Annotated in this window: 24 protein-coding genes and 1 tRNA gene; 10 read left to right on the plus strand and 15 right to left on the minus strand. The window is 63.2% G+C overall.

The annotated features are described in order from the left end of the window. Positions 1–114: 114 nt before the first annotated feature. The 4 genes from NKI66_RS28725 to leuD all read right to left on the minus strand — a co-directional run bounded on the left by NKI66_RS28725 (position 115) and on the right by leuD (position 2791). On the minus strand, positions 115–465 hold the full coding sequence (locus tag NKI66_RS28725) for a VOC family protein (RefSeq protein WP_023810903.1): 351 nt from the start codon (positions 463–465) through the stop codon (positions 115–117). A gap of 11 nt (positions 466–476) precedes the next feature. Continuing rightward, positions 477–860: a RidA family protein gene (locus tag NKI66_RS28730; RefSeq protein WP_023810902.1), complete on the minus strand. Its 384-nt coding sequence runs from the start codon at positions 858–860 to the stop codon at positions 477–479. 311 nt (positions 861–1171) lie between these two features. Then, the gene (locus tag NKI66_RS28735) at positions 1172–2101 is read right to left on the minus strand and encodes an Ivy family c-type lysozyme inhibitor (protein ID WP_023810901.1); all 930 of its coding nucleotides are present in this window, start codon (positions 2099–2101) and stop codon (positions 1172–1174) included. Positions 2102–2185: 84 nt separating this feature from the next. Further along, positions 2186–2791 carry a 3-isopropylmalate dehydratase small subunit gene (gene leuD, locus NKI66_RS28740; RefSeq protein WP_023810900.1) on the minus strand — a complete coding sequence of 202 codons (606 nt, stop codon included), beginning with the start codon at positions 2789–2791 and terminating at the stop codon, positions 2186–2188. 127 nt (positions 2792–2918) lie between these two features. Between leuD and NKI66_RS28745 the strand changes: the two genes are divergently transcribed. Next, the gene (locus NKI66_RS28745; RefSeq protein ID WP_023810899.1) at positions 2919–3344 is read left to right on the plus strand and encodes a GNAT family N-acetyltransferase; all 426 of its coding nucleotides are present in this window, start codon (positions 2919–2921) and stop codon (positions 3342–3344) included. A 223-nt stretch (positions 3345–3567) separates the two neighbouring features. On the opposite strand, the gene NKI66_RS28750 is transcribed toward NKI66_RS28745, so the two are convergent. The 4 genes from NKI66_RS28750 to NKI66_RS28765 are packed head-to-tail and all read right to left on the minus strand — an operon-like array spanning position 3568 to position 8587. Next, on the minus strand, positions 3568–4734 hold the full coding sequence (locus tag NKI66_RS28750; RefSeq protein ID WP_023810898.1) for an NAD(P)/FAD-dependent oxidoreductase: 1167 nt from the start codon (positions 4732–4734) through the stop codon (positions 3568–3570). A 29-nt stretch (positions 4735–4763) separates the two neighbouring features. After that, complete coding sequence (locus NKI66_RS28755) at positions 4764–6362, minus strand: ATP-binding protein (RefSeq protein ID WP_023810897.1); 1599 nt, start codon at positions 6360–6362, stop codon at positions 4764–4766. After that, positions 6353–7045 (minus strand): response regulator transcription factor, encoded by a 693-nt coding sequence (locus NKI66_RS28760; protein WP_023810896.1) that lies wholly within the window; start codon positions 7043–7045, stop codon positions 6353–6355. The genes NKI66_RS28755 and NKI66_RS28760 overlap by 10 nt, the downstream gene beginning before the upstream one ends. A gap of 3 nt (positions 7046–7048) precedes the next feature. Further along, a complete protein-coding gene (locus NKI66_RS28765) occupies positions 7049–8587 on the minus strand; it encodes a DUF4153 domain-containing protein (RefSeq protein WP_352753744.1) in 1539 nt (512 codons plus the stop codon). Between the two features lie 521 nt (positions 8588–9108). Here NKI66_RS28765 and NKI66_RS28770 point away from each other — a divergent pair. Together NKI66_RS28770 and NKI66_RS28775 are read left to right on the plus strand one after the other, a co-directional pair. After that, positions 9109–9999 carry an HpcH/HpaI aldolase/citrate lyase family protein gene (locus NKI66_RS28770; RefSeq protein ID WP_352753745.1) on the plus strand — a complete coding sequence of 297 codons (891 nt, stop codon included), beginning with the start codon at positions 9109–9111 and terminating at the stop codon, positions 9997–9999. A gap of 51 nt (positions 10000–10050) precedes the next feature. Continuing rightward, on the plus strand, positions 10051–10257 hold the full coding sequence (locus tag NKI66_RS28775; RefSeq protein WP_127261267.1) for a DUF1737 domain-containing protein: 207 nt from the start codon (positions 10051–10053) through the stop codon (positions 10255–10257). Here the strand turns inward: NKI66_RS28775 and NKI66_RS28780 are convergent. Further along, positions 10244–11119 carry a hypothetical protein gene (locus NKI66_RS28780; RefSeq protein WP_352753746.1) on the minus strand — a complete coding sequence of 292 codons (876 nt, stop codon included), beginning with the start codon at positions 11117–11119 and terminating at the stop codon, positions 10244–10246. The two genes, NKI66_RS28775 and NKI66_RS28780, sit on opposite strands and share 14 nt — an antisense overlap. Here NKI66_RS28780 and NKI66_RS28785 point away from each other — a divergent pair. After that, complete coding sequence (locus NKI66_RS28785) at positions 11106–11792, plus strand: TetR/AcrR family transcriptional regulator (RefSeq protein WP_352753747.1); 687 nt, start codon at positions 11106–11108, stop codon at positions 11790–11792. The two genes, NKI66_RS28780 and NKI66_RS28785, sit on opposite strands and share 14 nt — an antisense overlap. Before the next feature lie 30 nt (positions 11793–11822). On the opposite strand, the gene NKI66_RS28790 is transcribed toward NKI66_RS28785, so the two are convergent. Next, on the minus strand, positions 11823–12245 hold the full coding sequence (locus tag NKI66_RS28790) for a metallopeptidase family protein (RefSeq protein ID WP_023763026.1): 423 nt from the start codon (positions 12243–12245) through the stop codon (positions 11823–11825). A gap of 183 nt (positions 12246–12428) precedes the next feature. Here NKI66_RS28790 and NKI66_RS28795 point away from each other — a divergent pair, with 183 nt between their 5' ends. Genes NKI66_RS28795 through NKI66_RS28805 form a run of 3 tightly spaced genes read left to right on the plus strand, consistent with a single transcriptional unit; the run spans position 12429 to position 18245 of the window. After that, the gene (locus tag NKI66_RS28795; RefSeq protein ID WP_352753749.1) at positions 12429–13481 is read left to right on the plus strand and encodes an ImuA family protein; all 1053 of its coding nucleotides are present in this window, start codon (positions 12429–12431) and stop codon (positions 13479–13481) included. After that, positions 13423–14898, plus strand: coding sequence for a DUF6504 family protein (locus tag NKI66_RS28800; protein WP_128304307.1), 1476 nt, complete (start codon positions 13423–13425; stop codon positions 14896–14898). Before NKI66_RS28795 ends, NKI66_RS28800 begins: the two co-directional genes overlap by 59 nt. Next, positions 14895–18245: an error-prone DNA polymerase gene (locus NKI66_RS28805; protein WP_352753750.1), complete on the plus strand. Its 3351-nt coding sequence runs from the start codon at positions 14895–14897 to the stop codon at positions 18243–18245. The genes NKI66_RS28800 and NKI66_RS28805 overlap by 4 nt, the downstream gene beginning before the upstream one ends. Positions 18246–18470: 225 nt before the next feature. Here the strand turns inward: NKI66_RS28805 and NKI66_RS28810 are convergent, their stop codons facing one another. The 4 genes from NKI66_RS28810 to NKI66_RS28825 form a co-directional block, all read right to left on the minus strand. Further along, positions 18471–18710 carry a Trm112 family protein gene (locus NKI66_RS28810; RefSeq protein WP_023810889.1) on the minus strand — a complete coding sequence of 80 codons (240 nt, stop codon included), beginning with the start codon at positions 18708–18710 and terminating at the stop codon, positions 18471–18473. Positions 18711–18719: 9 nt separating this feature from the next. Continuing rightward, the gene (locus NKI66_RS28815) at positions 18720–19391 is read right to left on the minus strand and encodes an LON peptidase substrate-binding domain-containing protein (RefSeq protein ID WP_023810888.1); all 672 of its coding nucleotides are present in this window, start codon (positions 19389–19391) and stop codon (positions 18720–18722) included. A 103-nt stretch (positions 19392–19494) separates the two neighbouring features. Further along, complete coding sequence (gene trxA, locus NKI66_RS28820) at positions 19495–20496, minus strand: thioredoxin (protein WP_127297739.1); 1002 nt, start codon at positions 20494–20496, stop codon at positions 19495–19497. An 84-nt stretch (positions 20497–20580) separates the two neighbouring features. After that, positions 20581–21078 carry a prolyl-tRNA synthetase associated domain-containing protein gene (locus NKI66_RS28825; protein WP_023810886.1) on the minus strand — a complete coding sequence of 166 codons (498 nt, stop codon included), beginning with the start codon at positions 21076–21078 and terminating at the stop codon, positions 20581–20583. 245 nt (positions 21079–21323) lie between these two features. Here NKI66_RS28825 and NKI66_RS28830 point away from each other — a divergent pair. From NKI66_RS28830 to NKI66_RS28840, 3 genes are all read left to right on the plus strand, one after another. Beyond that, positions 21324–21398, plus strand: a tRNA-Gly gene (locus NKI66_RS28830). Between the two features lie 208 nt (positions 21399–21606). Continuing rightward, on the plus strand, positions 21607–22299 hold the full coding sequence (locus NKI66_RS28835) for a hypothetical protein (RefSeq protein ID WP_245490573.1): 693 nt from the start codon (positions 21607–21609) through the stop codon (positions 22297–22299). Further along, positions 22296–22715, plus strand: a complete 420-nt coding sequence (locus NKI66_RS28840) for a PIN-like domain-containing protein (RefSeq protein ID WP_127297740.1) — start codon at positions 22296–22298, stop codon at positions 22713–22715. The genes NKI66_RS28835 and NKI66_RS28840 overlap by 4 nt, the downstream gene beginning before the upstream one ends. Before the next feature lie 11 nt (positions 22716–22726). On the opposite strand, the gene NKI66_RS28845 is transcribed toward NKI66_RS28840, so the two are convergent. Continuing rightward, entirely contained in the window at positions 22727–23503 is a 777-nt protein-coding gene (locus tag NKI66_RS28845; protein WP_352753751.1) for a SapC family protein, read from the minus strand. Positions 23504–23553: the final 50 nt, after the last annotated feature.

The raw sequence follows: 23553 nt of genomic DNA on the forward strand, positions 1-23553 counted from the left end.
TCATCCTCAATGCAAAAGCACGCGATGCGCGCAACGAGTTCGTAATTGCAACTTGACACCCCAGATAGTCGCTCTCCCCCACTCACGTGGGGGCGAGGAACCCGAGCTAAACCATCACCTGTGCGAGAGAATGTTGACCAGCCGGCCGAACGGATCGCGCACATAGAAGCGCCGCACGCTCCAGGGCTCGTCGGCCGGTCCGTATTCGATGGCGAAGCCGGCGGCCTTCATGGCGTCGAGCGCCGCATCGACATCGTCGACCTCGATCGACAGATCCGGCACCGGCGTACCGGAGCCGCCTTGCGCCATGAAGCTGACCTGCACCTGCATCTCTTGATCGGAACCGTAGGTCGCGATCCAGCCAAGGTCCATCAGCACGTCGAGGCCGAGCACGTCCTGATAGAAGCGCTTCGCCGCCGCGATATTAGATGTCTCGATGTTGGCAACGATACGCCGGACTTTCATCGGCCTGCCTTTCATGCCGTGCGCCGCAGCGCCGTCACTTCGATCTCGATCTTCATTTCCGGTCTGTTGAGCTGGCAGACGATCATCGTCGCCGCCGGCCTGATGTCGCCGAACGTCTCGCCGAGGATCGGGAAGACGATGTCCACGAAGGCCTGGTCGGTGATGTAGTAATGCGCCCGCACCACATCGGTCATCTCGAAGCCGCCGTCACGAAGCGCCTTGCCGATCGTCGCCAGGCAATTGCGCGTCTGTGCCTCGACCGTATCGGGCATCGTCATCGTCGCATAATCGTAGCCGGTCGTTCCCGACACGAAACACCAATCGCCCTGCACCACCGCGCGCGAATAGCCGGCGGTCTTTTCGAAGGGCGAACCGGTGGAGATCAGTTGTCGCATGGGGTTCTCGTGAGTTGTGGTGGGCCATTTTGCAGGGAAAGGGCAGATCTGACCATGGGTCAACGCAGAGCGACTGGCGCTGCAAAGGCATTTTTATGTCGGCGGGACAGCACCCCCCTCTGGCCTGCCGGCCATCTCCCCCGCAAGGAGGGAGATCGGATGTCTCGAATGCTTTCGCCAGTTACAAACGGTGCAGAGATAGGCAGAGCGGCCAAGCTGCCGATCTCCCCCTTGCGGGGGAGATGCCCGGCAGGGCAGAGGGGGGTGTGAAGGATCGCGGCGAAACAGCTTTTGGTTCACCGCCGAAATGCCTAGTTCGCAGACCCCAGCGCCTTGTCCAACGCCGCCTTCACATCGGCCGGCCATGTCGCCACATCAGGCCACGCCTGCGGCTTGCCATTGTCGCCGCGGCGCGCAAAATAGAGCCTGTGCTGGGCCGGGTCGACCGCCATGAAGCCGTCATTGCCGCCGCAGTCATGCGGCACGCAGCCGCTGGCGTAGAAGGCGCCCGAAGCGGTCTTTTCCGTGCCGCCGCCGACCAGCAGGCTGGTCGCCATATCGGGCATGTCCTTGCCCAGCAGCTTTTCGGCTTCCTTGTAGACAGCCTCGTTGTGGAAGGCGTCGATGATGTTCTGGTACTTTTCCGGATCGATGTCTTTCCAGTCCGTGCCGGGTTCCGGCATGTAGGTCAGGTTGCCCGAAATCGTCAGCCCATCGGTCGGCGACCATTGCAAAGCCGGTTTCTCATCCCCCGGCAACAGATACGGCACGAAATAGATGGCATTGTCGGACACCGCCGAGGGCGGGGCGCCGCACTGGTCCTGCTCGACCATTGTGCTCTGGATCGTGCCACCTTCCGGTTTCCAGACGATCACCGTCGCCGGCCCGCATTGGTTGCCGCCGTCGCCGACATCGAACAGCGCCACCTTGACGCCGCCGACTTCCACGATTCTGTCAAAGAAGACGTCATAGTTCGTGGCCAGCTGCTGGCCGTCATAGGCAAGCACCTTCTCGCCATACTGTTCCTTCTGGGTGATGGTCAGCGTGCCGCCTTCGAAAGGGACGGGCGCCTGCTTGTCGTCATCGGCAGCGTCGGCGGCGTTCGTCCCCTGATCGGCGGACGGCTGGTCCGTCGCCGGGGCCGGCTGGGTGGCGGGTGCCTGTGTCTGCGCAAACGCGCTCACGGTTTGCCCCAGCAACAAGGCCAGCCCGCAAACGCCGGCAAGAAGCAAACGTGTCATGACTGTCCCTCCACTCAGTCGCAACGAACCCGGCGCAACGAAGGCCTGAAAAGCGGCCGGGCCTCCGCCTGGAGTGTGTACCGCTCAGGCCCAGGGGCGCTGTTCGGCGTTTCGCTTCTCGAACGAGGCGATGGCGCCGGCCTTCTCCATGGTCAGGCCGATGTCGTCGAGCCCGTTGAGCAGGCAGTGCCGCTTGAAGTCGTCGAGGTCGAAGGTCACGACACCGCCGTCGGGACCACGGATTTCCTTGGCTTCGAGGTCGACCGACACGGTGGCATTGGAGCCGCGCGAGGCGTCGTCCATCAGCTTCTCGAGATCCTCGGGGCTGACGGTGATCGGCAGGATGCCGTTCTTGAAGCAGTTGTTGTAGAAAATGTCGGCGAACGAGGTCGAGATGACGCAGCGAATGCCGAAGTCGAGCAGCGCCCATGGTGCGTGCTCGCGGCTGGAACCGCAGCCGAAATTATCGCCGGCGACCAGGATCTGCGCCTTGCGGTAGGCCGGCTTGTTGAGCACGAAATCCGGGTTTTCCGAGCCATCGTCCTTGTAGCGCATTTCGGCGAACAGGCCGGTGCCGAGCCCGGTGCGCTTGATCGTCTTGAGGTAATCCTTCGGGATGATCATGTCGGTGTCGACATTGACGATCGGCATCGGAGCGGCGACGCCGGTGAGCTTGGTGAACTTTTCCATGGCTTTTGCCCGTGTTTTCGTTGCGGGGGAATTTGCTGACGCCGGTTTACACAAAGCCGGCGGCAAATAAAAGGCAACTGTTCGTGCATGGTGGCACAAGCCAGCCCGATGGTGCAGTCTGACGGCCATGGCAGAAAACGCACACGTCCTCTATAACAGCGAAGCCGCGCTCGACATCGCCGAATTCCGGCGCGTGCTGGTCGAATCCGGCCTCGGCGAGACACGACCGGTCGATGATGAAGCACGGCTGCGGGCGATGCTGTCGGGCGCCAACCTGGTGCTGACCGCGCGCCTCGACGTCGAGGGCAAGCCGCTGATCGGCGTTATCAGGGCGATCACCGACTTCTCCTGGGTCTGCTACATCTCCGAACTCGCCGTTTCCCGATCGGCGCAGGGGCTCGGCATAGGCAAGGGCCTGATGGACGAGGCGCGGCGGCAGCTTGGACCATCGGTCGCCATCAGCCTGATCTCCATGCCCGACGCCGTCGGCTTCTACGAACGTATCGGCATGAAGCGCATGGCGGATGCCTTCTGGTTCGACCGCAAGGGCTGACGTGCGGTCACCTGACTTGCAACGGCTAGCGGGACAGCGCCCCCCTCTGTCCTGCCGGACATCTCCCCCGCAAGGGGGGAGATTGAGCGCTCAACCGCTTTCGCCAATTCCTGCGTCGCAGGAAAGAGCAAGGCGCTGAAGCTGCCGATCTCCCTTCTTGCGGGGGAGATGGCCGGCAGGCCAGAGGGGGGAACTCGACAGAACGGCGGTCTGCGCTGATCGCTCAAATCACATTCAATTCCCGGAACGCCCTTCCCTCCGCCACCCGCTCATACCCAAACGCCGAGCAGTCCACCGTGCGGTAGCCACCATGCACGATCAGTTCGGCCAGCGCCTTGCCGACCGCCGGCGCCTGCTGCAGGCCGTGGCCGGAGAATCCGTTGGCGAAGATGAAATTGCCGACTTCGGGATGCGGACCGATCACCGCGTTCTGGTCGAGCGTGTTGTAGTCGTAGTGGCCGGCCCAGGCGCGGGTCGGCTTGATTGCCTCGAAGGCGGGAATGCGGGTCGCCAGCACCGGCCAGATCACCTCTTCGAACAGCGGCCAGTTTACCTCGAAGTCACCGGGATCGGGTGCGCGGTCGCCTTCCTCCGGTTCGGCGCCGCCGGTGAGGTAGACCGAGCCTTCCGGACGGACATAGATGCCGGAGGGATCGACCAGCAGCGGCATGTCGGCATATTTCTCGCGCGCCTCGAAGACGAAGACATTGCGCTTGCGCGGCTCGACCGGCAGTTCAAGCCCGGCCATGGCAGCCACCTTGCCGGCGTTCGGGCCGGCGGCGTTGACGACGATGCCGGCCTTCAGCGTCTCGCCATTGCCGAGGCTCACCCCGGTGACGCGATTGCCATCGCGCGCGATGGCGGTGACATCGGCGGTGATGAAATCGACTTTCTTCTGCCGCAGCGCCTTGCGGAACAGCGTCAGCATCGCATGCGCGTCGAACCAGCCTTCGCCGGTGCGGCCATAGGCGCCGGCTGAAATGCCCTCGGTCGACAGCCACGGGAACCGGCGGGTAAGCTGGTCGGCATCCTCGAGCATGATGTCGGCGCCCTCCGCGATCTGCGCCTCGTGATTGCTCTTGAGGATCGGCAAGCCGTCCTCGCCTGCAAGGATGAGGTAGCCGCCCTCGCGAAAGCCGATATCGGCGTCATCCCCGAACTCTTCCTTCAGCCGCCGGAACAGTTTCAGCGTGAACTGCGTCAGGCGGATGTTTTCCGGGATCGAGAATTGCTGGCGGATCGAGGCCATGGACAGCGTCGTTGCCGCATGCGCGAATTGCGGGTCGCGCTCGACCAGCGCGATCGTGCCGGAAAATCCTTGCTCACGCAGGTAATAGGCGACCGAGGAGCCGACGATGGCTCCACCGATGATGACGATGTCGTAGCGCATTTTTTCTCCGATCCGGCCGATGGTGTCCGTCACGCCACCGGCACAATGATCTCGAAGCGCGTGCCGCGTTCGCTGTCAACCAGCGCGATCATACCATCATGCGCTTTCAGGAGGGCCAGCACGATGCCAAGCCCCATGCCGGTGCCGCCCTGCTCGCGCCGCGTGGTGAAGAACGGCTCGAAAATGCGCGCCCGGTTGCTGGGCGAAATGCCGGCGCCGTCGTCGCTGACCAGGATGCTCGCCTTGCCGGCGCTCGTAGCCGAGACAGAAACCGCCGTCGCGCCGTGCCTGGCGGAATTGTCGATGAGATTGGCCAGCACGATAGCCGCGTTCTCGGCCGATATGCGCAATCTGATGTCGCCGCCGGCTCCGACGCAAACCGCCAGCCTGTTGTCGACGGGCAGCAGCGCCAGCGCCGCACCGATCGATGTGCTTTCGCCGCTCGGCGCCAGGTTTTCGGCACGCGCTAGGTCGAGCAGACGGCGAACCAGCAGATTGAGCCGCCCGGCGTCGGTGACGATATTGTCGGAAAAGCGCCGCCGCTCCGTATCGTCCATAGCGCCACCGGAATCGCGCAGCAGTTCGGCCGCGCCCTGGATCGCTGTCAGCGGCGATTTGAGCTCGTGCGAGACATGGGTGGCGAAAGTCTGGATGCTGTCCGACCGCGCCTGAAGCTTTTCGGCCATGTCGAGGAAGGCTGCGGACAGCTCCGCCATCTCTCGCGTGCCGTGATGGTCGAGCGGCCGGATCGCCGTGCGGTCGCCGGCGGCGATGCGCTCGGTGCGGTCGATCAGCGCATAGATCGGCCGGCTGACGGTGCGCAGGAAGATGAGACCGATGAGCAGCGTGCCGCCGAGAATGGCAATCGCCGCCAACGTCACCTTGCCGCGTTCGCCATAGAGATGTTTGATGATGTTGTTGGGCGTCCGCGACACATAGACGACGCCGGCGACCTTGCCGTCGACGGCGACCGGCAAAGCGACGAAGACCCGCACCTTGGTGCCGCGGCTGACCGAATAGAGCGGTGGCGCCGGCTGGTCGGGAATGCGCAGCCTGAGCGCGCTGGCATAGTGACCGGCAAGCGCTGCGCGCACCTCCTCGGCCGCACCGAGCGACTGGCCGACCTCGCCACGACCGGCGATGACGACGCCCCGGGGATCGAGCAGCCGGAAGCCGGCCAGCGTGGTTTTCTGCGTGGCGTCGAGAATACCGGACAGACGGGTACCGATCGCGGCAAAGGTGGGATCGACGATCGCAGGCATCGCCGCCGGCCGGGTCGGCAGCACATAATCCGAGGCAAGATCGAGTTGCGGCTCGATTGGCCTGTAGAGCGGGTCCGGATTGTCGCTTCGGCTTGAAGCTCCGCTTGGCCTCGGCATCGGCGCGCCGAGCTTGTCCGCCGCAATACCGGCGTCACGCACATCCTGCGCATAGATGGCGGCGATGGCCGCCCCTTGCGCGATCAGCTCCGCTTCGGTCTGGCGGATCAGCTGGTTCTCGTAGAGACGGAAGAAGAACAAGCCGACCAATGGCAGGGCCATCACCATGATCAGGATGGCGACGACGACCGTGGCAAGCCGTGGCCGCCATTTGCGGCCGACCCATTTGCCGGAAGTCGTCAGCCGCATCGGCCGAGCCGGAAGCCGACGCCATGCACCGTCTCGATAACATCCAGGCAACCCACTGCTGCCAGCTTGGCGCGGATGTTGCGGATATGGCTGTCGACGGTGCGGCCGGCGACATGGATGTTGCCGGCATAGGCACTGGCCATCACCGCGTCTCGGTCGAGCACATGCGCCGGCCGCGCCAGGAACCCCTTCAGGATCGAGAACTCTATTCCTGTCAACGATAGCGCCTTGCCGTCGAAGCTGGCAGCGTGACTGGCCGGCGCCAGAGCCAGTTTGCCATGCGAAAACTGCCTGTTGTCGACCGGTTCGGGCGCCGCCGGGCGGGCGCGCCGCAGGATGACGTTGACGCGGGCGACCAGCTCGCGCGGGCTGAATGGTTTCGTTACATAGTCGTCGCCGCCCATTTCGAGCCCGAGGATGCGGTCGATCTCCTCGTCGCGCGCGGACAGGAACAGCACCGGCACATCGGATGTGTGCCGCAGTCGCCGGCAGACCTCCAGCCCGTCCATCTCCGGCATGCCGATGTCGAGCACGACAAGATCCGGCGCCCGGCGTCCGATCGCTTGCAGGGCGGCGGCACCGTCGGCCACCCCTGTCGTTTTCATGCCGGCCTTTTCCAGCGCAAAGCAGATCACTTCGCGGATGTGCGGGTCATCGTCGGCGACGAGGATGTGATGCGGCATGGATCAGCGGCCCGGCATGGAAGGTTCGATAGCGGAGGGAATCACGAACGGCCCCTTGGTGTCGAGATATCGAAGCAGCCGCCAGTCGCGAAAGCTCCAGGCCCGCCAGTTCTGCTGGATAGTTCGATACCAGATTTCATCACTGCCGCGCACGCCAGCCAGTTCGCGGTTCGTGCCGGCGGCCGCCGTCTTGCCCTGCTGCTCGAGGAACCGATCGAGTGCGGGAAACGCGCCCGGACCGAGCGAGTGAAGATACCAGGCGTCTAGGGGAATGCCCTGGCCGGTCATTTCGAGGGAATGGTCGACATTGTAGTTGGCGATCGTCGCTGCAAAATTGATGAAACAGCCGGCATAAAGCGCCAGAGATAACGTCAGAAGATTGGCGGACAGCAGCCATTCGTTGGATTTTCCCAGTGCGATGCGGGCGATGATCAGGGCAAGCCCCGATGCGACCAGCCCCATCCAGACGAAGGCGGCGACGCGCCAATAGGTCAGCGCATAGATGCCGACATAGAGGTCGAGCCGCAGGATCGACGAGATGACCAGCATGATGTTCTGCACCACCCAGGCATAGACCAGCCGGCGGATGAGCGGATCGGCCGATGTCTCGCTGCCTGGCCGCAGCGCTGACAGCACGAAGCCGGCGGCAAGCAGCGCAGTGACGATCAAGGGATAGGCGCCACGATGCGCGTAGGCCGCGTAGCTCAGCCCGTCGGGAAGGGCCGCCCCGCCCCACAGATAGGTGGCGTCGAGCGCCGTCTGCAGCGCAAACAGGACGTTGAAGACGATCAGGGCGCGCAGGATGGCCGCCTTGCCGAACAGGATGTCTTCGATGGTGGTGACGGTTTTGTCGGCTTGAGCGCTGACGGCCGGCGCCGCGTGCGGGATGCGACGAACCAGGCGCGGCAGGCGCGGCCGCAGAAAAGCCCAGACAGCAGCTAGCACGAAGAGCCAGAAGGCAATCCGCGCAAGCTGGATAAGATCGAGCAGCCTCACGAGGTCGATCAGCGACAGCCAGTAGTCGATCACCGGGTTGGCGGCGCCGAACAGCGCCAGGAAGACCGCACCCAGCGTCAGCGGCATCACCCAGACAGCGATCGCCGCCAGCCGGATGCGCCGTCGGCCGAACCGGCGCGCCGTCTTGCGCCAGCGGATGAAATCATTGGCGAAGCGGAGCGGCGCCGCCAGCCCGAACAGCGCGATCTGGCCGGCAATACGCGCGATACCAGGTCGCAGCCGTCCGCTCAGCGAAAGCGCGAAGACGACCAGGGCCGCTAGCGCGATCGAGACCGACAAGGCACTGATGTTCTCGGCGAGCGGCAGCAGCGCGACAAGCAGGGCGGCGGGCTTGAGCCAGACCCTGCCGTCGCTGAAGGCCGCGGGATGCACGGCGACCACCGCTGCGGCAATCAGGGTGGCAAACAGGAAAACCGTGATGCCGGCGGGTTGGCCATAAAAGAGAGAATCCGCAAGTGCTGCCAGCAGGATGGCGACACCGAAGCGGCTGCAATAGCCTGGCGCGGCGGTGAAGAAGGATATCATGACCTGGCCTTCCTGATGGCGTCCGGCCGGATTGCCGGCGGGGTTCTGCGGACAAAGGGAATGAGGGTTGCGACAGGACACGCTCGCAGCGGATCGGCTAGCCACCAGCCTTCGCTGCGCAGCCGGTGAGGCAGACGGGGTTTTGCTCTCTTTTGCATGGTGCCTGTCTCGCAGGGCGGCGGGGAGACGGCAGGGCGGATCCGAGGAGGTTTTCCGCAAGCCTGTGCAGTTTTCGTGCAGGCAATTGAGGTTGAATTCGCCATCTTTCTAACGTGGGCGCTGCCCCTCGCCTGCCTGCCGGCATCCTCTCCCCGTAAACGGGGCGAGGGATGCTCTTATCTCCGGTTTCGCCAATCTCCAGCGTCGCAAGAAAGGCGCCGGCGTTGCGGCCAGCTACTCTCGCCCCGTTTACGGGGATGTCCGGCAGGACGGTGAGGGGCAGCACCAGCTTTCGCGATTGGCTCGCCTCAGGTACAAGTCGGGCGCTTGCCTCGACCGCCCGCAGGCGGCATAGATCACCCATGGAAACCTATCGCCCGCGCCGCTCCGTGCTCTACATCCCGGCCTCCAACGACAAGGCCTTGGCCAAGATCGCGCAGCTTGCCTGCGACGCAGTCATCATCGACCTGGAAGACGCCGTCGCTCCGGCCGACAAGATCACTGCCCGCGAAAAACTGGCCAGCATTTTCGCCGGCCATCCCGTTGCCAGCCATATTGGCAGACGCTGCGAGATGATCGTGCGCATCAATGCGATATCAAGCGAATGGGGCGCCGACGACCTGCTGGCTGCCGCAAGCTGTGAGCCCGACGGCATCCTTCTGCCCAAGGTCGACACGCCGCGCGACCTGCTCGAGGCCGGCGATGTGCTTGACGACAATTTTGTCCCCGACAGCGTGAAACTATGGGCGATGATCGAGACGCCCAAGGCGCTGCTCAACATCGGCGCCATCGCCGAGCTTGGCCGTGATCCGGCCTCGCGGCTAAATTGTTTCGTTGCCGGAACGAATGATCTGGTCAAGGAGACCGGCATTCTGGCAACGCCTGATCGACGCTACCTCGTGCCATGGCTGATGCAGATGGTGCTGGCCGCGCGCGCCGGCGGCATCGACATGCTCGACGGCGTCTCCAACGATTTTCGTGACCTCGACGCTTTCACCCATGAATGCGCGGAAGCCGCAGCCATGGGGTTCGACGGCAAGAGCCTTATCCACCCGGCCCAGATCGAAGCCGCGAACCGAGCCTTTGCGCCGTCCATGGAAGCGGTGGCCGAGGCGCGCTCGGTGAAGGAAGCCTTCGCGCTGCCGGAAAATGCCGGCAAGGGCGTGATCGCGCTGAACGGCAGGATGGTCGAGCGGCTGCACTTGGCGCAGGCCGAAAAACTGCTGGCGAAGGCAGCCGCCATCGGGTCATAAATGCTCGATGGATGTAAGCGGGCTATGGCTATTCACGACAGGAATTGAACAATGAAACTCTACCGCTTTCTGTCTGCTCCGGACGATGCCAGCTTCTGCCACAAGGTGACGGCGGCGCTGAACAAGGGCTGGCACCTGTTCGGCTCGCCGACCTATGCCTACGACAAGAAGGCCAAGACGATGCGTTGCGGCCAGGCCGTGGTCAAGGATATCGACGGCCAGGAATACGGGCCCGACACCAAGCTCAGCGACTGGTAGTCGGCGCTCGCATCCACAGCCAGCCAGCCAGCCAGGCTATCGCTGCCGCAAGCGTCACCAGGCCCAGGTCGAGAGCCCACTCCGGCACGAGCGCACGGAGAGCGACAGGCACTGCGCCAATGAAATAAATGGCGAGCGGAATGCGCGGCACGCCTCTTGCAACGACAAGAGAGATTACAAACGCCAGCGTCCCAAGCAGAAAAAGAACCGAACTGGCGACCAGAGCCAGCCCGAGAGGGCCAGCGCGCAGATCGATGATGGTTGTCAGCGGAAGTTTCGAAAATACCAGATTGATCACCACTTCCACACCGACCAAACTTGCCAGTGCAACGAAGTTGATGACAAACGCGATGGTGCCGAACAGGCCCGCGCGCCGGCCAAACGCAAGAAACAGGCCGACGACAAGACCAAGCGCCAATATCTCGGCGACCGGTGCGAGAAGTTGCGTCAGATCGGTGGTCGCGATGAGCGAGCTGCGTTTGGCCGCGTTGACCAGGAGAATAAGCGCGCTTCCGACGCCGGCCGCGGAGGCAAGCCGATAAAGCGTAGCGCTGGGCACAGCCGCGCTCGACTGGATGGTCGTGGAATTCTCCTTGTGCTGAGCTTCTTCGGCTGAACTCCTCAGCGAAATGAGCGATTGCGGACGGCGGGGTTCGGCGGTTCTGGCAAGCATCTTCGTTTCCTCATCCGGGAAAACGGGAGCCGCGAAGACCGCAGGCCTGTTCCGATCCCATCTGTAATCACTGCTTACATGCTCTTGCCTGCATTGTAAACAGTGATTACATAAATCGCGGATCGTGCTACAGATGCGTGAAGCAGGCCTCCGGAACGAAAACGAAGGAGAAGAGATGGCAAACGCCAAGACGCCTCACCGCACCGGCTACCACCATGGCCATTTGCGGGACACGTTGATCGATGCTGCAATTAAACTTGTCGAGGAAGGCGGCCCCGACAATGTAAGCGTGCGCGAAGCCGCAAAGCGGGCCGGCGTTTCCCCCGGCGCGCCCTTCCGGCATTTTCAGTCGAAAACAGCGCTGCTGACCGCGGTCGCCGAACAGGCCATGAACCGGCTGACAGAGGCCGTTGCCAATGCACTTTCAGCAGTCGACAGCGCGGATCCCATCGCGGCCTTCGAAGCAATCGGACAAGGCTATCTGGAATGGGCGATCGCCAATGCCACGCATTTCCAGATCATCAGTTCCCGAACCCTGATTGATTTCGACGCGTCGGACAGTCTTCGCGGTCAGAATGAGGCCATTCGCCGGAAGATGATCGACCTGCTGACCCAAGCGCAACACCAGGGTCAACTGACTGCGAACGCGGATTTCGATCATCTGGTTCTTGCCGCTCGTGCCTTTGTCTATGGGTTGGCACGAATGGTGGTTGATGGTCATTTTCCGGAGTGGCATCCGTCCGAGCCGCCATCGCTCGCCGTGCGCAAGGCGCTGCATCTTTTCATCAGCCGAATGACCAACCTATCTGAAGCGATATCCCAGAAACCCTTGCCGCCGCTGGGTTCTGGACCGACTGGATAGGAATGGACATTTCACGCGACGCAGAACCAGCTATTCCGCCGCCTCTTCGATCTTCTCCATATCATCGTCCGACAGGCCGAAATGGTGGCCGATCTCGTGGATCAGCACGTGGGTGACGATGTCGCCCAGCGTCTCTTCGTTCTCGGACCAGTAATCGAGGATGGCGCGGCGATAGAGCGTGATCCGGTTCGGGCCTTCGCCTGTCTGCGGGTTCCAGCGCTCGGCGATGCCGCGTCCCTCGAACAGGCCGAGCAGGTCGAACGGCGTTTCCAGCGACAGATCGTCCATGATCTCGTCGGTCGGGAATTCGGCGATCTGGATGACGATCTCGCCGGTCAGCTTGCGAAAATCCTCCGGCAGATGGGCGTACGCCTCCAGCGCCAGGAACTCCATTTCGTCCATCGAGGGCGAGAGTTCGTCGTGCCAGGTGCGGGTCTTGTAGATGCGGGCCATGCTTTGTCCTTTGATCCCGGCATATAGGCTTTCGCACCGTAATCGGCAAATGACACGGGCCGATGCGCCTGCGCCATCCATGCCGAGAGGAATAAATTCCCTATGTGTCTGCTTGACTCTTGGGATGCGCTCTGGAATCTATAGAGAACATAACAGGAACAATGTGAGTGGAAGCTGACCGTCATGGCGATGACCGCTGTGGCGCGGGAGACTGTTTTTGCCCTGCGCCGCCAGATCGCGAAAATCGAGGGAACGCTGCCCGAGCGCTTGGCTGCGCCGGCCGCCGCGCCCTTTGATGCCGACGTCAACACCGATCTCACAATCGTCCGGCGTGGCATTGCCGCGGCGTTGCCGGATGCGTTCCTGCCTGTTGGCGTCGAGCGCCTCGACGCCGCCCTGAGCGGCGGCCTGCCGAAGGCCGCCCTGAGCGAAATCCATGGCACGCAAACCCGCGATGCCGGGGCCGTCGCCGGCTTCGCTTTGTCGCTCACAAGCCTGATCCTCAAGCAAACGCCGGGGCTGCCGGTGCTGTGGATTGGCACATCGGAGATCTTTCGCGAGGCCGGCTTTCCCTATGCCAGGGGGCTTCACGCCTCGTTCGGCATCGAGCCGGAGCAATTGCTGTTTTCCGAGGCACCGAGACTTGTCGATGCGCTGTGGGTCGCCGAGGAGGCGGCCCGGATGACGGCGCTCGCCGCGGTCATCCTCGAAATTCGCGGCAATCCGCAGCGGCTTGACCTGACCGCGACACGCCGGCTGCATGCAAGGGCGCAAGCGGCCGGCCGCCCGGTGTTCCTGCTGCGGCAGGCGGCCGAGCCCGAACCGACGGCGGCACCCGTCCGCCTCATCGTCACGTCGGCACCGGCGGTGCCGCGCGACACCATCGCCGGGCCGCTGGCCGGCTCGATCGGCCGCCCGGCCTTCACCCTCACCATCGGCAAGAGCCGCACGGCCCTGCCTGGACAATTCACACTGGAGTGGAATCCCGATGAATGCGCATTCGACGAAAGAGCGGGCGACGAAAGAGCGGGCGACGAAGGAGCAGGTGGGGAAAGAAACCGGCCAAAGAATCCTGTCCCTGTGGTTTCCCTATCTGGCGGCGGAAAGGGTCCTGCGCCAGCGTCTGGGGCGGTCCTGGCGTTCCCGGCCGTCGGATCACCCATCTCACCCGCCGCTCGTGATCAGCCATCGCGACCGCAACGCACAGCGCATCTCGGCCCTCGACGAGCGGGCTGAGGCGCTGCACCTGAAGCGCGACATGGGCATCGCCGATGCGCGCGCCATGCATCCGTCGATCGACATCGTCGAGGCCGATCCGGAAGCCGACCGCCGCCTGCTCGAAGGCCTTGCCGACTGGTGCGACCGCTACACCCCGCTGGTGGCGCTGGATGGCGCGGACGGCCTGTTTCTCGACGTCACCGGCTGCACCCATCTGTTCGGCGGCGAACGTGCCATGCTGGACGACATCCTGTCGCGCTTCTTCCATCAGGGTTTCGATGTCCGTGCCGGGCTTGCCGCGACGCCGGGCGCGGCTTGGGCGGCGGCACGGTTTTGCGGCGACCGCATCGTTGTGTCAGGCGAGGAGGAAGCGCTGCTGGCACCCCTGCCGCTGGCCGCGCTGCGCATCGAACCGGCGACCCGCACCAGCCTGGAAAGCGTCGGCCTGCGCACGGCGGGCGCCGTCATGGCGGCACCGCGCGCGCCGCTCGCCCGCCGCTTTGGCACCTTGCTGCTCCTGCGCCTCGATCAGGCGCTTGGCCGCCTCGACGAGGCAGTCTCGCCGCGCCTTCCCGTCGCGCCGCTTTCGGTCGAACGCCACCTCGCCGAACCCATCACCCTGACCGAGGACATCGAACGGCTGGTGGGCATGCTGGCGGCGACCTTGAAAACCGATCTCGAGCGCCGCGGCGAGGGTGCCAGGACACTGGCGCTGCTGCTCTTTCGCGTCGACGGCGCCGTCAGCCGCATCGCCCTCGGCACCTCGCGGCCGATGCGCGAACCCATGCTGATCCAGAAACTGTTCCATGAAAGGTTGGCCGCGCTCGAACAGGATATCGATGCCGGCTATGGTTTCGATCTGGTGCGGCTCTCGGTGTTGGCGGCAGCCACCTTCGGCATGCAGCAGGCCGATCTGACTGGCGAAACGACCGACGACGGTGCCGATATCGCGCTGTTCGCCGACCGCATCCGCGCCCGGCTCGGCGAGGGGGCGGTTCTCCGGCCGGTCGCGGTCGAAAGCCATCTGCCGGAGCGTGCCGTCGCCACGATCCCCTTCACCGAAGCGCCGCGCCGGACCACGCCGCCGAAGAAGCCGGACAGGCTGCAGGCACCAAAAACCATTTTTCCGCCGGAACGGCCGATCCGGCTGTTCCGCTCGCCCGAACCCATCGATGTGCCGGCCACTGAAATGCCGGAAGGACCACCGCTGAACTTCCGCTGGCGGCGCGCGCTCTACCGGGTCACGCGCGCCGAAGGGCCGGAACGCATCGCCGCCGAATGGTGGCGCGAGGCAGCGAGCGATCCGATCACGTCAACCCGCGACTATTTCCGTATCGAGGACGCCGATGGTCGCCGCTATTGGCTTTACCGGCAAGGTCTTTACGGCAACACGCAGGTGCCGCCGCGCTGGTTCATGCATGGTGTCTTCGCATGAACGCGCTGACCGTCATTCCCTTTGCCGAGTTCGGCATCCAGTCGAATTTCTCCTTCCTGCGCGGCGCCTCCAAGCCGGAGGAGCTGGTGGTCGCGGCCAAGCTCCTGGGCTTCTCGGCGATCGGGCTTGCCGACCGCAACACGGTGGCCGGCGTGGTGCGCGCCTGGCAGCAGGCCAAGGTCGAAAAACTCTCCTATCATCCCGGCTGCCGGCTGGTTTTTGGCGACGGCACGCCGGACATCCTCGCCTATCCCCAGGACCGCAAGGGCTGGGGGCATCTGTGCCGCATGCTCACCCAAGCCAATCTGCGCGACGAGAACGAAAAAGGCGCCACCCTTCTCCAGCGCGGCGACCTCCTCGAATGGGGTGACCTGATGTCACTCGCAGTCCTGCCCGGTCTGTCGGCGGGCGCGGAAGATAGTCTTCCCCTGCTTCGAGGCCTCAAAGGCCGCTTCGGCAGGAACCTGCGGCTTGGCGTTTCGCCCGACTACGCCGGCAATGACCGTTTCCGCATCGAGCAGGCCGCGGCTCTTGCCGAGAGCGTCGGTATTCCGCTGATGGCGACCAACGACGTTCTCTATCACACCGCCGAACGGCGCCCGCTGCAGGACGTGCTGACCGCGATCCGCCTCAACACGCCCGTCGCCGAGGTCGGGCTGCAACTCACCGCCAATGCCGAGCGTCATCTGAAGCCGCCAATGGAGATGGCGCGCCTGTTCCGCAGGCATCCGCAAGCATTGGCCGAGACCTTGCGGTTTGCGGAAAGCCTGGGTTTTTCCCTTGAGGAGCTGAAGCACAACTATCCAGAGGAGACGACTGAGGCAGGCGTCGACCCTCAGACGGAACTGGAGAGATTGACTTGGGAGGGCGCCAGGAAACGTTACCCCGAGGGCATCCCTGACAAAGTGGAAGGACTCATCCGGCACGAACTCGAAATTGTCGGTCAGAAGAAATACGCCCGTTATTTTCTCACCGTTCGCGACATCGTTCGGTTCGCGCGTTCGGAAGAGGTCGGCATTCTGTGTCAGGGTCGCGGCTCCGCCGCAAACTCCGTCATCTGCTATTGTCTGGAGATTACGGAGGTAGATCCTGGCCTTCTGGACGTTCTTTTCGAGCGCTTTGTTTCGACGGAGCGCGACGAACCTCCAGACATCGATGTCGACTTCGAACATGAGAGGCGTGATGAGGTCATCGCCTATATCTACAATAAATACAGCGCCAAACGCACAGCCTTGGCCGCAGCCGTCATCAGCTATCGCGGCCGTTCGGCGCTACGCGAAGTGGCTAAGGCAATGGGCCTGTCGGAAGATGTCAGAAGCGCTTTGGCGAGCACGATCTGGGGTTGGTCGACCTCCGAACTTGGCGAGAAGGAGGCTCACGCTGGCGGCATCAACCGCACCGACCCGCTGGCAAAACTGGTGATCGAACGCTCCAACGATATCATGGGCTTTCCCCGTCATCTGTCGCAACATGTCGGCGGCTTCGTCATCACCAAAGACCGGCTCGATGAGATCGTGCCCATCGTCAAGACGGCGATGGACGAACGCAAGATGGTCGAATGGGATAAGGATGACCTGGATAATGTCGGCATCCTCAAAGTCGATGTGCTGGCGCTTGGCATGCTGTCTTGCCTGAGGCGTGCTTTCGATCTGCTGGAAACCCACTACGGAGTAAGGGACAAGTATGACCGGCGGCTGACCCTTGCGACAATTCCGCAAAAGGATAGCCGCGTTTACGACATGATCTGCCGTGCCGACACATTGGGCGTCTTTCAGATTGAATCGCGTGCCCAGATGTCGATGCTGCCGCGTCTCAGGCCCCGCACATTCTATGATCTGGTCATCGAAGTGGCGATCGTGCGACCCGGTCCTATCCAGGGCGATATGGTGCACCCCTACCTTCGTCGACGGCAGGGAAAGGAGAAGGTCGAGTATCCGAGCAAGGAACTTCAAGCCATTCTGGAGCGAACTCTCGGTGTGCCGTTGTTTCAAGAGCAGGCAATGAAGATCGCGATCGATGCCGGGGGCTTCTCGCCTGGTGAGGCGGATAAGCTAAGACGCGCTATGGCCACCTTTAAGCGCAGTGGCATGATCAAAAACTATGAAACGCTGATGGTCGAAGGGATGGTCAAGAAAGGCTATCAACGAGACTTCGCCGAGCGCTGCTTCAAGCAGATCGAGGGCTTTGGCGAATATGGCTTTCCCGAAAGCCATGCCGCTTCCTTCGCCCTGCTCGTCTATGCCTCCTGCTGGTTCAAGACCTTCTATCCCGACGTGTTCTGCGCCGCGATCCTGAATTCACAGCCGATGGGGTTTTACCAGCCGGCCCAGTTGGTGCGCGACGCAAGCGACCATGGCGTCGACATTCGCGACGTCGACGTCAATTTTTCGGTGTGGGATTGTACGCTGGAAAAGGCGCCATTCGATCCGGCCCGTATCCTCCCGCGCCATGCCGAAATGCGCGGCGTCATCGAGACGAAGCATGCCGTCCGGCTCGGCTTCCGCCAGATCAAGGGCCTGTCGAAGGAGCGCATGGCGGCCTTCGTCGAACGGCGCGGCTCAGGCTACGGATCCGTCCGGGATGTCTGGCTGCGCTCCGGCCTTGATGTCGGCGAGATCGAAAAACTGGCGCAGGCCGATGCCTTCCGCTCGCTCGGCCTTGATCGTCGCGAAGCGTTGTGGGCGGTGCGCGCGCTCGACGGCAAGAGCGCCGCCGAAAGGCTGCCGCTGTTCGACCAGCCGGCGCTTCGCCTGCGCGAGCTGGAGCCCGAGACGAAGCTGCCGAAAATGCCGCTCGGCGAGCATGTCATCCATGATTACCGCGCGCTCGGCCTGTCGCTGAAGGCGCATCCGGTCGCCTTCCTGCGCGAGCGGCTCGACCGCGCCGGCGTCATTCCCAATGCGAACCTGCCTTCCGTGCGTGACGGCAGGCGCGTCTCCGTCGCCGGCCTCGTGCTGGTGCGGCAGCGCCCCGGCAAGGGCAATGCGATCTTCCTGACACTGGAGGACGACAAGGCGGTGGCCAACGTCATCTTCTGGCAAAGAACCTTCGACCGTTACCGACCCATCGTCATGGGTGCCCGTTTCGTCAAGGTCACCGGAAAATTGCAGTCGGAATCGGGCGTGGTCCACATCGTCGCCGAGAGGATCGAGGATCTGACGCCCTGGCTGACCGTGCTTCTGGAGAAGGTCAGCGGGGCCATCCCGGCGGTTCCTCCGGGAGACCTCGCCAAGGAGCGTTCGGATCGCTCCAGCCCCGCCAAACAAAGCGCACCGATCCGGCAGGATCTCGCAATGCTGTCGGAAGAAGCGGAAAGGGTCATGCCCAAGGGACGGAATTTTCAGTAGTGTCAAAAACTTCGATGGCAGCGGGACAGCACCCCCCTCTGTCCTGCCGGACATCTCCCCCGCAAGGAGGGAGATTGGCAGCTTTGGCGCTTTCGCACATTCCAGCAACCGTGGAGATTAGCGAAAGCCGAGACTACATCCAATCTCCCCCCTTGCGGGGGAGATGGCCGGTAGGCCAGAGGGGGGTGCTGTCCCGCCCACCTCGCCAGCCTGTGGTGCAAGAACTCAGCCCGGCCCACCCAAGCGTGGCGGCGGCGGGGCGAGCACGTCCTCCACCGAAAGCGTCCGCGCCTCGGAGGGCAGCATGATCGGGATGCCGTCACGCACCGGATAGGCAATCTTGGCGACCCTGGAAATCAGTTCGCCGCGCTCTGGATCCCAGGCCAGCGGCCCCTTGGTCAGCGGGCAGGCCAGCAGCTCCAGCAGCTTGGGGTCGACCTTCCTCTCGTCACGTCCGTCCGCCATCGCGCCCTCTTACTGCAAACTCGAGCCAAAATCCTCATTCTCGCGCGCCAGCGCCATTTCGGTGATGGCGATCAGCGTCTCCGCCCGGGTCTTCAGGTCGGCTGCTTCGAGCAGCGCCTGTTTCTCGGCCGGCCCGTAGGGCGCCATCATCGACAGCGCATTGACCAGCATGGCATTTTCGGCGCGGCTGACGCTTTCCCAGTCGGCCTCCAAATCGTTGGCCTGCAGATAGGCGCGAAACGCCTTGAGCAGCGATGGCCGGTCGATCTCGTTGTCCGCCTGATCCTCGTCGAGATCGGCAAGGAAAGGCGCGGGCTTGCACTGGCGAAACGGCGTCTTGACCGTCAATTCGTGGGCGATGCGGAACCGGCACACGCCCTGCAGCGAAATCAGGTAGCGGCCGTCGCCACTCTCGGAAAAGGCGATGATGCGCCCGGCGCAACCGACATTGCAGAGCTCCGGCTCGCCATCGCCGCGCAAGGCGCCGTCGAGACTGGGCTGGATGACGCCGATGAGCCGCGAGCCGGCAATCGCCTCGTCCACCATCTGCAGATAGCGCGGCTCGAAGATGTTGAGCGGCATGCGGCCTCCCGGCAGCAAAAGCGCACCCTCGAGCGGAAAGATCGGGATCGTCGACGGCAAATCCTTGGCGAGCCGGTAATGCGCGTTTCCCGCTTGCACCATATTCCTCCGATCGCTTCACCAGAAGCGCGTCATGGCAGTTCTAATCTGGCGCAGTCATGGCCGACGCCAAGCCCGTGCGGCAAAACAACCGGCAAACGGCTCAGGAAAACAGCAATGCCGACAATTTGCGGCGCGCGGCAAGCGTTGCCTCGTCGGTCATGCCCCATGCCTCGAACAGCTGCAGCAATTGCGTCCTGGCGCCATCCTCGTTCCAGCTTCGGTCGGCCTTGATGATGGCCAGCAGATTGTCTGCGGCCGCAGTGCGGTCGCCGTTGGCGTTCTGGATCATGGCCAGATCGAAGCGCGCCTGGTGATCCCCAGGATTTTCCGCCAGCCGGCGCTCGAACTCGGCTGGATTGCCGAGAGCCGCCGCTTGCGCCGCAACCGCCATCCTGGCGCGCAGGGCTGCCAGCGGCGGCGCATCCTTCTTGGCCTCCGGGGCTGTTGCCAAAAGCGCCTCGGCGCCTTCCGTGTCGCCGGCGTCGAACAACAGTTCGCCCAGTCCGGCGATCGCCTCGATCGTCTCCGGCGCCTGCGCCAGGATGGCGTCATAAATGTCGGCCGCGGTCTGCATGTCGCCGGCCTCGCGCGCTTCGGTCGCCGCGGCCAGGGCTTCCGCCACCGGCGGCGCGCCATTGCCCTTGCCGCCGACCTTGGTGATGAATTCGTTGATCTGGCTCTCCGGGATGGCGCCCATGAAGCCATCGACCGGCTGGCCGTCCTTGAAGGCGATGACCGCCGGGATAGACTGGATGCCGAGCTGGCCGGCGATCGAGGGATGGTCGTCGATGTTCATCTTGACCAGCTTGACCCTGCCGCCGGCGGCCTTGACCGCCTTCTCCAACTGCGGCGTCAGCTGCTTGCAAGGCCCGCACCAGGGCGCCCAGAAATCGACCAGCACCGGCTGGCGGCGCGATTCCTGGATGACATCGGCGGCAAAGGCAGCCGTCGTCGTGTCCTTGATCACATCGGCGGGAGCGGCGGGCGCATCGCCAAGCGCGACTTTCGCCGGCGCCGGCGCCGCTCCACCATACTGCACCGAGGTGGTGTACTGGCCGCCATTACCGCCAAAGGAGCCGCCGAACGGATTGTTGTCGCTCATCTCTTTACCCTTCCGTGGCGCCGCCGGCCGGCGGCCAGGCGCCCTATGCTTCAGACCATCTGACTCAAGCCATCCATGTGGCGATCACACGGAGACTTTCAAGATAGCAGCATCGTGCCCGGTTGCCTCGACGAATCTGATCAGGTCCCGCGCCGCGATCGATGTCGTCGCCTCATTGGTCAGCGGATGCCCATTGATCACCGCATGCTCCATCAAATCCTTGTCGAGCACGAGCTTGACCCTGTTTGCCGTGTCGTTGATGACGCCAAAGACCGTCACGGCGCCCGGTGTGACGCCGAGCAGCTCCATCAGCATCTCCGGCTTGCCGAAGGAGACCCGGCTGGCGGCGCCGATCACCTGGTGGATCTGCTTCAGGTCGACGACCGCGTCCTCGCCGACGGTGACCAGGAAGAAATTATCCTTCTTGTCCTTCAGGAACAGGTTCTTCGTGTGCCCGCCGGCGATTTCGCCGCGCAACGCCTGCGAATCCGCGACCGTGTAGAGCGGCGGATGGCGCTTCGTCGAGGCGGCAATCCCGAGTTCAGCGAGAAAGGCCATCAAATCGGCTTCGGTCTTCGGCATCGGTTTCGTTCCGTTTCTCAAGCCAGCCGTTTACGGCCAATGGGGCAGCCGACACAAGACCGTCATGCGACATCATGGTGAGCGGCACCGCCCTTCGCGCTGGCGCCCCGCCGCCCGCCACTCACGCGCCCGCCGGCGGCTTGCCGGCCCCGCGCGGCGTGTCACAAAAAGCCTGTGATTTCCCTGTTGCAATCGCCGCGCTCTTCAGCCATATAGGCCCGGCTTGCGGCCAAGACGCCGTGCGAGCGGGTGTAGCTCAGGGGTAGAGCACAACCTTGCCAAGGTTGGGGTCGAGCGTTCGAATCGCTTCACCCGCTCCAGTTTCCTCTAGAGGGAATCAAGCAGATAAGAAGGCCGTCTAGTGCGGCTTCTTCTTTGTCTACAGTTGCAAGCTACCGCATAGCTACCCGCATGCGGAAAGCGAAAATCATGCAAATCGTAGATTGTGCTTGCCAGATCAGTCACTATTGAGCGCGCATATTGACAGCCGCCCAAGACGCTGAATCTATAAGGCAAGGGAGCATCGAATTGGACAGTCTGATCGGAGTCGGTGTCTACACGCCTGCGGAAGCGGGTCGGCTTTTGCATATCCGTCCTGCCAAGATTGCTAGGTGGCTCCGAGGCCACAACATTAAGGACCAGAAGTACGCGTCACTTTGGTCGCCTGAAGTTGATTTGGGGGATGAGCGGGTTTTTCTTGGCTTTCGAGACCTTATGGAAGTTCGGGTCGCGGATGCCTTCATTCGCGCCGGAGTTTCGGCGATGCGTGTTCGCGCGGCCATACATCTTGCCCGAGATATCATTGGTCAAGACCGTCCGCTTTCAACCAACCGCTTTCGAACGGACGGCCGGGAAATTTTTGTAACCGTCATAGAAACCGGCGAAGATGGCGAAGAGCGAGAACGGCTCCTGAACCTATTTCGTCGCCAGTATGAGTTCAAAGGGATCATCGAGCCGATCTTAAAAACTGTCGATTTTGGCGACGATGGCAACCCGCTTTTGTGGTGGCCCGGCGGTCGCCGGCTCAATGTCGTTGTAGACCCATCGCGGTCTTTCGGTCAGCCAATTGATGCCGCTTCAAGCGTGCCGACGGCGATCCTTGCAGCAGCTGCGCGTCAGGAAGGGATTATTGGCGCCGCCCGTGCCTATCTGGTGCCGGAAGCGTCCGTCCGCCGATCTATTGAGTTTGAGACATCCATGGGGCATGGAATTGCGGCGTGAACGTGCTGTTTGACAACTGCACCGCACCGCTATTTGCTACGACTCTGGACGGTTTCATAAGCCATTACGGGCATCGTGCTTTTCACATCAAGGACGTGCCAGGCCTTCCTGGCGGTCGGCACTCGGCCGACATTGACTGGATCAAACATCTTCAAAGCGCACCAGAGACATGGATCTTCATCTCGGGGGATGGCCGCGTTCTGAGAAACCCAGCCGAGAGAGCGGCTTTGCGATCAGCCGGCCTTCACGGATTTATTCTGGCGCCCGCTTACCAGAAAACGCCAATGAACCAGGTGGCGGCAACCATCGTCTGGAAGTGGCCCGAGATCGAAGGGGTCACTAAATTGGTCGCCGCGCCTTCTATGCACGAGATACCGATTCAGCGGATCAGCAAGTTGCGCGCTCTGCCTCTTTAGACTCGAGAGCCTTACTCCGCCTTCCGCAGCGACGCCTGATGCACCAGCGAGGTCCAGCTGTTGGTCGAGGCGAGGTGGCAATAGAGCAGGCCGAGCGCGCCGGATTTGCGCAGGTCGAGAAACGCCTCGTCGCTCAATCTGTTGAAGGCCGGCTCGTCGATCACCTGGAAATCGGTGAGGTTGAGCACCTCGCCGCCTTCCAGCGTCACCTTGCTCTGGCGCGGTGAAAACAGGCCGTGCGCATCGATCTTTTCGACCATCTCGCGGGTGGCTCTGAAGTCGATCTGGAACTGGTTGCAGAAGGCGAGCGCCTGTTTGGTCGCTTCGTTCGGCTCGTTGCCGGTGAAGAACGGCAGGATCTTGTCATCGCGGGACGGCGCCAGCAACTGGTCGACGACCCGGTCGCTGGCCCGTTCGACGCACAGCGTCAGCCGGCCGGCCGATGTCGGGTCTTCGGCCAGGATGAAGGGATAGCGCCGGACATAGGCGGGGATGTAGTGCGGCCCGGTCCATTTGCCGTCGGCATCGACGAACAGGTTCTCGTTCTGGCGCACGCCGGTGATGATCACCGGCGACTTGGCCGGGCCGATAAAGACGATCGGGTAGGATCGCATCGCCGCCGGCATTTCCGACGCGACCACCGGAATGGCGTGCGCGGAGCGGGCGAAGCCGAAGTCGCTGCGCGCGGTCAGGCCTAGCGAGCCGTGCCGCGCCGGATTGAGCGCCTCGGGCCTCGAATAGAACAGCGGCAACGCATCGCCCGTCCCGTTCGTCTTTGCATCCGCCATCATCCGTCTCCCGCACGCCCATCAGGCTGCCAATGGTCCCGAAGCCGGGA

The organism is Mesorhizobium sp. M0518 (assembly GCF_040321125.1).
Lineage (GTDB): Bacteria > Pseudomonadota > Alphaproteobacteria > Rhizobiales > Rhizobiaceae > Mesorhizobium.

Coding starts and splice junctions, on each gene's coding strand:
- NKI66_RS28825 (WP_023810886.1), bottom strand. CDS start 21,078: ATGCCGAAGACCGAAGCCGATTTGATGGCCTTTCTCGCTGAACTCGGG.
- NKI66_RS28770 (WP_352753745.1), top strand. CDS start 9,109: ATGGAAACCTATCGCCCGCGCCGCTCCGTGCTCTACATCCCGGCCTCC.
- NKI66_RS28765 (WP_352753744.1), bottom strand. CDS start 8,587: ATGATATCCTTCTTCACCGCCGCGCCAGGCTATTGCAGCCGCTTCGGT.
- NKI66_RS28790 (WP_023763026.1), bottom strand. CDS start 12,245: ATGGCCCGCATCTACAAGACCCGCACCTGGCACGACGAACTCTCGCCC.
- NKI66_RS28775 (WP_127261267.1), top strand. CDS start 10,051: ATGAAACTCTACCGCTTTCTGTCTGCTCCGGACGATGCCAGCTTCTGC.
- NKI66_RS28755 (WP_023810897.1), bottom strand. CDS start 6,362: ATGCGGCTGACGACTTCCGGCAAATGGGTCGGCCGCAAATGGCGGCCA.
- NKI66_RS28760 (WP_023810896.1), bottom strand. CDS start 7,045: ATGCCGCATCACATCCTCGTCGCCGACGATGACCCGCACATCCGCGAA.
- NKI66_RS28805 (WP_352753750.1), top strand. CDS start 14,895: ATGAACGCGCTGACCGTCATTCCCTTTGCCGAGTTCGGCATCCAGTCG.
- trxA (WP_127297739.1), bottom strand. CDS start 20,496: ATGAGCGACAACAATCCGTTCGGCGGCTCCTTTGGCGGTAATGGCGGC.
- NKI66_RS28785 (WP_352753747.1), top strand. CDS start 11,106: ATGGCAAACGCCAAGACGCCTCACCGCACCGGCTACCACCATGGCCAT.
- NKI66_RS28795 (WP_352753749.1), top strand. CDS start 12,429: ATGGCGATGACCGCTGTGGCGCGGGAGACTGTTTTTGCCCTGCGCCGC.
- NKI66_RS28735 (WP_023810901.1), bottom strand. CDS start 2,101: ATGACACGTTTGCTTCTTGCCGGCGTTTGCGGGCTGGCCTTGTTGCTG.
- NKI66_RS28845 (WP_352753751.1), bottom strand. CDS start 23,503: ATGGCGGATGCAAAGACGAACGGGACGGGCGATGCGTTGCCGCTGTTC.
- NKI66_RS28750 (WP_023810898.1), bottom strand. CDS start 4,734: ATGCGCTACGACATCGTCATCATCGGTGGAGCCATCGTCGGCTCCTCG.
- NKI66_RS28745 (WP_023810899.1), top strand. CDS start 2,919: ATGGCAGAAAACGCACACGTCCTCTATAACAGCGAAGCCGCGCTCGAC.
- leuD (WP_023810900.1), bottom strand. CDS start 2,791: ATGGAAAAGTTCACCAAGCTCACCGGCGTCGCCGCTCCGATGCCGATC.
- NKI66_RS28725 (WP_023810903.1), bottom strand. CDS start 465: ATGAAAGTCCGGCGTATCGTTGCCAACATCGAGACATCTAATATCGCG.
- NKI66_RS28810 (WP_023810889.1), bottom strand. CDS start 18,710: ATGGCGGACGGACGTGACGAGAGGAAGGTCGACCCCAAGCTGCTGGAG.
- NKI66_RS28730 (WP_023810902.1), bottom strand. CDS start 860: ATGCGACAACTGATCTCCACCGGTTCGCCCTTCGAAAAGACCGCCGGC.